Raw genomic sequence first — 7,378 nt, 5'->3', positions numbered from 1 at the left:
GAGGTGGGCGCCGACCGGATGACCGACCCCCGGCCCGCCCGCGACGGCGGAACGCTCACCATCGCCCTCAAATCGGACCCGGACAAGCTGGACCCCACCCTGGCCAGCACCGCCGTGGGCCGGACCGTGTTCACCGCGATATGCGAGAAGCTCTACGACGTCGACGCCGCGAACCGGATCGTGCCGCAGCTCGCCGCCGCCCCGCCCACGACCAGCGACGGGGGCCGCACCGTCACCATCAAGCTGCGGCGCGGCGTCCGGTTCGCCGACGGCACCCGCATGGACGCCAAGGCGGTCAAGACCTCCCTGGACCGGCACCGGACGCTGACCGGTTCCGTCCGCGCGAGCGAGCTGAAGCCCCTCACCTCGGTCCAGGCGGTCGGTGAGGACACCGTACGGCTGCGGCTGGCCAAGCCGTACGTCCCGCTGCCGGCGCTGCTCGCGGACCGCGCGGGCATGGTGATGTCCCCGACGGCGCTGAAGCGCTACGCCAAGGCCTTCGCGAGCCACCCCACTTGCGTCGGCCCGTTCCGCTACGCCGAGCGTGTGGTGGGCGACCGCATCGTGCTGGACAAGGACCCGAACTACTACGACGCGGACGCCGTCCATCTGCGGCGGGTGATCTACCGCACCATCACCGACGGCAACGTCCGGCTGGCGAATCTCCAGTCCGGCGACATCCAGGTGGGCGACCAGATGGACCCGGTCCAGGTGGGCCGGGCGCTCACCGAACCCGGGCTGCAGCTGTTCCACTCCCCCTCGCTGGGCTACTACGGACTGACCCTCAACATCGGCAACACCAAGGGCGCCGGGGCGCCGCCGGGCCGGATCGACACCCCGATCGCGCGGGATGTGCGGGTGCGCGAGGCGTTCGACCTCTCCCTGGACCGCGACCTGATCAACACCATCGTCTTCCAGGGCCGCTACCGGCCCACCTGCGGTCCGCTCCCGTCCGGCACCCCGTACGCCACCGGGTCCCGCTGCCCGGCCCGCGACCTGGCCAAGGCCAGGCGGCTGCTCAAGGCCGCCAAGGTGGCCACCCCGGTCCGGGTGCGGCTCCAGATCAGCACCACCCCGGAGGACAACCGGCTGGGCCAGGTCGTCCAGGCCATGGCCAAGGAGGCGGGCTTCGCGGTGATCCTGACCCCCACCGAGTTCGCCACCGGCCTGGAGCACTCCCGCGCGGGCGACTTCCAGGCGGCGACCACCAACTGGTCGGGGCGGCTCGACCCGGCGGGCAACATCGACGTGTTCGCCGGCACCGGCGGCGCCCAGAACTACGGCGGGCTCTCCGACCCCGCCATCGACCGGCTGATCGCCGAGGGCGGCGCCACCGCGGCCAAGCCCGCCCGCAAGAAGATCTACGCCCGGCTCGTGGAGCGCGTCCGCGCCGCGCACACCGTGCTCTATCTGATCCAGCCCACCAACTACGTCTCCGTGACGAAGAAGGTCGCCGGGCTGAAGGTCTTCGGCGACGGGCTGATCCGGGTGAAGGACGCCGGATATGTGAAGGGAGGGAGCTGATGTCGTATCCGATCCGCCGTCTCGGCGAATCCCTGATCACGCTCTTCCTGGTCAGCGTCGTGGTCTTCGCCGGCGTACGGGCGCTGCCCGGCGACACCGCCACCGCGCTGGCCGGGGAGGAGCCCACGCCCGAGGCGATCGCCCAGATCCGCGAGAGCTACGGGCTCGACGACAACATCGTGGTGCAGTACCTGCGCTATGTGCGGCACGCCGCCACCGGCGACCTCGGGGTCTCCTCCCGCACCGGGCTGCCGGTCCTGGACTCGGTGATGGAGGCGCTGCCCGTCACCCTCGAACTGTCCGCGCTGGCCCTGCTGCTCGCGGTCGTGGTCGGCGTGGGCGCCGGGGTGGTGGCGGCGGTCCGGCGCGGCCGGCCCGAGGAGTGGCTGGTCAACGCGGTGGCGCTGTTGGGGCTTTCGGTGCCCGCCTTCTGGCTCGGCATCGTGCTCGTCCTCGCCTTCGCGATCGCCGTCCCGGTCTTCGCGGCCTCCGGTTTCGTGCCGTTCGGCGTGGATCCGATGGAGAACCTGCGCCATATGGTGCTACCGGTGATCGTCCTCGGCTCCGGTCTGGCGGCGGTCGTGATGCGGCAGACGCGCGCGGCCATGCTGGGCTCGCTGTCCGCCGACTATGTGCGCACGGCGCGCGCCAAGGGGCTCTCCCGGCGTCAGGTGATCATGGGTCATGCCCTGCGCAACAGCCTGGTCACCGTGGTGACCGTGCTCGGGCTCCAGCTCGGGCACCTCATCTCGGGCGCGGTGGTCACCGAGCAGATCTTCGTCCTGCCGGGCTTCGGCAAGCTCACCATCGACGCGGTCTTCTCCCGCGACTACGCGATGGTGCAGGGCGTGGTGCTGTTCACCTCGACCGCCTACATCCTCGTCAACCTCCTGGTGGACCTGGCCTATTCGGTGATCGACCCCCGTATCCGGCTCGGAGGTGCCCAGTGAGAATCCGGCTCGGAGATGCCGAGTTGCGCATCGGCCTCGGAGGTGCCCAGTGAGCGCGGCCGCCACCGCCCTTCCCGCCGCCGAGGAGCCGGAGCGGGCGCCGCTCGCCCCGCTGTCCCGGCTCCGGCTGCTGACCCGCAACAAGCTGGCCCTCACCGGGGCCGTGGCCGCCGCGATCCTGGTGCTGATCGCGCTGTGCGCACCGCTCATCGCGCCGTACGACCCGGCCCGCCCCGACTTCACGGCCGCCCTCCGGCCGCCGGGCTGGGCCCACTGGCTGGGCACCGACGACCTGGGCCGCGACCAGCTCTCCCGCGTCGTGTACGGGGTGCGGGCCTCGCTGCAGATCGGGCTGCTCGCGGTGGCGCTGGCCTTCGCGGCCGGAGTGCCGCTCGGACTGATCGCGGGCTACTACGGGCGGTTCGCCGACTCGGTGGTCTCCCGGCTCACCGACACCCTGCTCGCCTTCCCCTTCCTGGTGCTGGCGGTGGGCCTGGCCACCATCCTCGGGCCGTCCCTGCTGAACGCCACGATCGCGGTCGGCGTCTCGCAGATCCCGGCCGTCATCCGGATCACCCGGGCGGAGACACTGCGGCTCAAACACCTCGACTATGTGGCGGCGGCGGTGGTGGGCGGCGGCGGGGACGGCACCGTGCTCTTCCGCCACATCCTCCCCGGCGCCCTGTCCGCGCTGACCGTCCAGGCCACCGTGGGCATCCCCACCGCGATCATCGGCGAGGCGCTGCTGAGCTTCCTCGGCCTCGGCGTCCAGCCGCCGTCCCCCTCGCTCGGGGTGATGCTCTCCAGCGCCCAGGCGTACATCGCCGCCGCGCCCTGGATGGCGGTCTTCCCGGGCCTGGCGATCATCGCCGCGACGCTCGCGTTCAATCTGCTCGGGGACGGGCTGCGCGACATCCTCGACCCCCAGGGAGACAGCCGATGACCACGTCCACCGCGCCCCCTGCCCTGAGCGTGCGGGACCTGTCCGTGGTCTTCCGCACCCCGACCCGCGTGGTCCACGCGGTGGACGGGCTGTCGTACGACATCGCCGCCGGTGAAGTACTGGCCGTGGTCGGCGAGTCCGGCTGCGGTAAATCCGTGACCTCCACCGCCGTGATGGGGCTGCTGCCGCCCACCGCGAGCGTCGGCGGCTCCATCCGGCTGGGCGGACGGGAGCTGGTGGGGGCGGACGAGAGCCAGCTGCGGGACGTCCGCGGCCGGGAGATCGCGATGATCTTCCAGGAGCCGATGACCTCGCTGAACCCCGTCCTCACCATCGGCCGCCAGGTCGGTGAGGTCCTCCGGCGCCATCAGGGGATCGGCCGCCGGGAGGCGCGCGAGCGGGCCGTGGACCTGCTCGACCTCGTCGGCATCCCCGCCCCCGCCCAGCGGGCCCGCGACTATCCGCACCAGCTCAGCGGCGGTATGCGGCAGCGGGTGATGATCGCCATCGCGATCGCCTGCGACCCGGCCGTGCTCATCGCCGACGAGCCCACCACCGCGCTGGACGTCACCGTGCAGGCGGGCATCCTGGAGGTGCTGCAGTCCCTGCGGGAGCGGCTCGGCACCGCGATCGTGCTGATCACCCACGATCTGGGCGTGGTCGCCGACATCGCCGACCGGGTGCTGGTGATGTACGCGGGCCGGGGCGTCGAACAGGCCCCGGTGGACGAGCTGTTCGGCACGCCCCGCCACCCGTACACCCGCGGGCTGCTCGGCGCGGTGCCGGTGCCCGGCAGGCGGCGGGCGGAGGGCGAGCGGGGGCGGCTCCAGGAGATCCCCGGGCTGGTGCCGAGCCTCACCGAACAGCCCGACCGCTGCACCTTCCAGCCCCGCTGCTCCTACGCCGACGAGCGGTGCGGGGAGCAGAAGCCCGCGCTGCGGGCGCTGCGCGAGCGGAACGAGAGGCGTGAGGGGTACGAACGGTACGAGCGCTCCGAGCAAGCTGAGCTGCACGAGGCGGCGTGCTGGTATCCGGTGCCGGTGCACCCTGAACAACCCGAACATGCCGAACACCCCGAACGCCCCGAACGCCCCGAACACCCCGAACACCCCGGACAGGAGGCCGCCTCATGACCGCCGCCGTCGCGCCCGCGCAGGCGTCGCGGGATGACGCCGTGCTCGACATCAGCGGCCTGGTCCGCCACTTCACCGGCCCCGCCGGCACCGTCAGGGCGGTCGACGGGGTCAGCCTCAGCATCGGCCGGGGTGAGATCGTCGGCCTGGTCGGGGAGTCCGGCAGCGGCAAGTCCACGGTGGGGCGGTGCGCCGTACGGCTGGACCGGCCGACCTCGGGCCAGGTGACGATCAACGGCCGCGATGTGACCCGGCTGTCGAAGCGCGCGCTGCGTCCGCTGCGCAAGGACTTCCACCTGGTGTTCCAGGACCCGTCCTCCTCGCTCGACCCCCGGATGACCGTGGGCGCCATCGTCGGCCAGCCGCTGCGGCTGCACCGCCTGGCTTCCGGCGACGCCCTGCGCGACCGGGTCGCCACGCTGCTGGCCCAGGTGGGGCTGCGGCCCGAACTGGCGCGGCGGCGGCCCCATGAACTCTCCGGCGGACAGCGGCAGCGGGTCTCGATCGCCCGCGCGCTGTCGGTCGATCCGCAGCTGCTGGTGGCCGACGAGCCGACCTCGGCGCTGGACGTCTCCGTCCAGGCGTCCGTGCTCAATCTGCTGGCGGACCTCCAGCGGGAGCGGCGGTTCGGCTGTCTGTTCATCACTCATGACCTGGCCGCCGTCGAGTACCTCGCCGACCGGATCGCCGTGATGTATCTGGGGCAGCTGGTGGAACAGGCCTCGGCCGCCGAGTTGTTCGCCGACCCCAAGCACCCGTACACCCAGGCCCTGCTGTCCGCGGCCCCGGTACCGAACCCGGCCGCGCAGCGGTCGCGCGCCCGGATCGTGCTCAGCGGGGAGCTGCCCAGCCCGCTGGATCCGCCGAGCGGCTGCCGCTTCCACACCCGCTGTCCGCTCGCCGTCGACCGCTGCCGCACCGAGCCGCCCGTGCTGCGGCGGCTTACGGTGGGCGGCGGCCGCCGCCAGGTCTCCTGCCATCTGGTGGCGGACGACGGCACCGCGCCCGACGCCTCGGCCCCCGAGGACGCCTCGGCCTTCTGACCGCCCAAACGTCCGCACACCCGCATCCGCATCCGCACCCGCACCCGCACCCGCACCCGCACCCGCACTCGTACGAGACCAGGAGCCTGCCGACATGTTCACCACCCGGCCCACCCTGCAGGGCACCCATGGCATGGTGTCCTCCACCCACTGGCTGGCCTCGCAGTCCGCCATGGCCGTCCTGGAGGACGGCGGCAACGCCTTCGACGCGGCCGTGGCCGCCGGGTTTGTCCTGCATGTGGTCGAGCCGCATCTGAACGGGCCCGCCGGTGAGGTGCCGATCATCCTCGCCCCGGCCGGCGGCGAACCCACCGTGCTGTGCGGACAGGGCCCGGCCCCAGCCGGGGCCACCATCGACCACTACACCGCGCTCGGCCTCGACCTCGTCCCCGGCACCGGTCCGCTCGCGGCGGCGGTACCCGGTGCGTTCGACGCCTGGATGGTGCTGCTGCGCGACCACGGCACGAAGCGGCTCGCCGAGGTGCTGCGGTACGCGATCGGCTACGCCGAGCACGGCCATCCGGCGGTGGAGCGGATCGGGGAGACGGTCGAGACCGTGCGGGAGTTGTTCGAGACCGAGTGGACGACCTCGGCCGAGCTGTATCTGCCGGACGGGAAGTCCCCCGCCGCCGGGCGGTTGCTCACCAACCCCGCGCTGGCCGCCACCTGGCGGCGGCTGATCGCCGAGGCGGAGGGGGCAGGGCCGGGGCGCGAGACCCAGATCGAGGCGGCCCGCCGGGTCTGGCGCGAGGGCTTCATCGCGGAGGAGCTGGCGGACGCGGCGGCCCGGCCCGCGATGGACTCGTCCGGGCACCGCAACGCCGGGACCATGATCGGGGACGACCTGGCCGCCTTCGAGGCCACGTACGAGCCGCCCGTCCGCCACTTCTGGAATGGCTGGACCGTGTGCAAGGCCGGGCCCTGGAGCCAGGGGCCGGTGCTGCTCCAGCAACTCGCCCTGCTGCCGTACGGGCTGAGCGAGGCCGACCTGGGCACGCCCGACTTCCTGCACCTCCTGATCGAGGGCGGCAAGCTGGCCATGGCCGACCGCGAGGCGTGGTACGGGGACGCCGCCGACGTTCCGCTGACGGAGCTGCTCTCGCGTCCGTACAACGACGAGCGGCGGGCGCTGATCGGCGAACAGGCCTCGTACGAGCTGCGCCCCGGGCACCCCGGGGGCCGTACGCCGCGGCTGAGCAAGCAGGCGCTGGCCGCGGTGGCCCGCGCGGCCTCCGGGGCGGACGGACCGGCCGCCGGCGCGGCGGGCATGGGCGAACCGGCCGTCGGGCCGGACGGGGTGACCCGGGGCGACACCTGCCACCTCGACGTGGTGGACCGCTGGGGCAACATGGTCGCGGCCACGCCCAGCGGCGGCTGGCTGCAGTCCAACCCCGTCATCCCCGCGCTGGGTTTCCCGCTCGGCACCCGGCTCCAGATGACCTGGCTGGACCCCGGCCTGCCCAACTCCCTCACCCCCGGCCGCCGCCCCCGCACCACGCTCACCCCCTCGCTCGCGCTGCGCGGCGACACCCCCGTCATGGCCTTCGGCACTCCCGGCGGCGACCAGCAGGACCAGTGGAGCACGCACTTCTTCCTCGGCGTCGCGCTACGGGCGCCGGTGCGCTCCGGCCTGGATCTGCAGGGCGCCATCGACGCCCCCAACTGGCACCAGGAGTCCTTCCCCGGCTCCTTCCACCCCCGGGCGATGACGGCGGGCCGGGTGGTCGTCGAGTCCCGCATCGGCGAGCCCGCCATTGCGGAACTCCGCCGCCGCGGCCACGACGT

Annotated in this window: 6 protein-coding genes; all 6 read left to right on the top strand. The window is 73.1% G+C overall.

All coding sequences use genetic code 11. The features are described from left to right. Nucleotides 1–1,524: ABC transporter substrate-binding protein (locus GWI24_RS36915; protein ID WP_210950408.1), on the top strand; the 1,524-nt coding region annotated here is incomplete at its 5' end. After that, nucleotides 1,524–2,474 carry an ABC transporter permease gene (locus tag GWI24_RS36910; protein WP_210950407.1) on the top strand — a complete coding sequence of 317 codons (951 nt, stop codon included), beginning with the start codon at nucleotides 1,524–1,526 and terminating at the stop codon, nucleotides 2,472–2,474. The genes GWI24_RS36915 and GWI24_RS36910, both read left to right, overlap by 1 nt. A 49-nt stretch (nucleotides 2,475–2,523) precedes the next feature. After that, nucleotides 2,524–3,417 (top strand): ABC transporter permease, encoded by an 894-nt coding sequence (locus tag GWI24_RS36905; protein WP_210950406.1) that lies wholly within the window; start codon nucleotides 2,524–2,526, stop codon nucleotides 3,415–3,417. After that, on the top strand, nucleotides 3,414–4,550 hold the full coding sequence (locus GWI24_RS36900; RefSeq protein ID WP_210950405.1) for an ABC transporter ATP-binding protein: 1,137 nt from the start codon (nucleotides 3,414–3,416) through the stop codon (nucleotides 4,548–4,550). Before GWI24_RS36905 ends, GWI24_RS36900 begins: the two co-directional genes overlap by 4 nt. Further along, on the top strand, nucleotides 4,547–5,593 hold the full coding sequence (locus tag GWI24_RS36895; protein WP_210950404.1) for an ABC transporter ATP-binding protein: 1,047 nt from the start codon (nucleotides 4,547–4,549) through the stop codon (nucleotides 5,591–5,593). The genes GWI24_RS36900 and GWI24_RS36895 overlap by 4 nt, the downstream gene beginning before the upstream one ends. A 94-nt stretch (nucleotides 5,594–5,687) precedes the next feature. After that, nucleotides 5,688–7,378: gamma-glutamyltransferase family protein (locus tag GWI24_RS36890; protein ID WP_210950403.1), on the top strand; the 1,691-nt coding region annotated here is incomplete at its 3' end.

It is taken from the genome of Streptomyces sp. MK37H (genome assembly GCF_018035285.1).
Lineage (GTDB): Bacteria > Actinomycetota > Actinomycetes > Streptomycetales > Streptomycetaceae > Streptomyces > Streptomyces endocoffeicus.
This window is presented reverse-complemented; position numbering and strand designations above follow the sequence as displayed.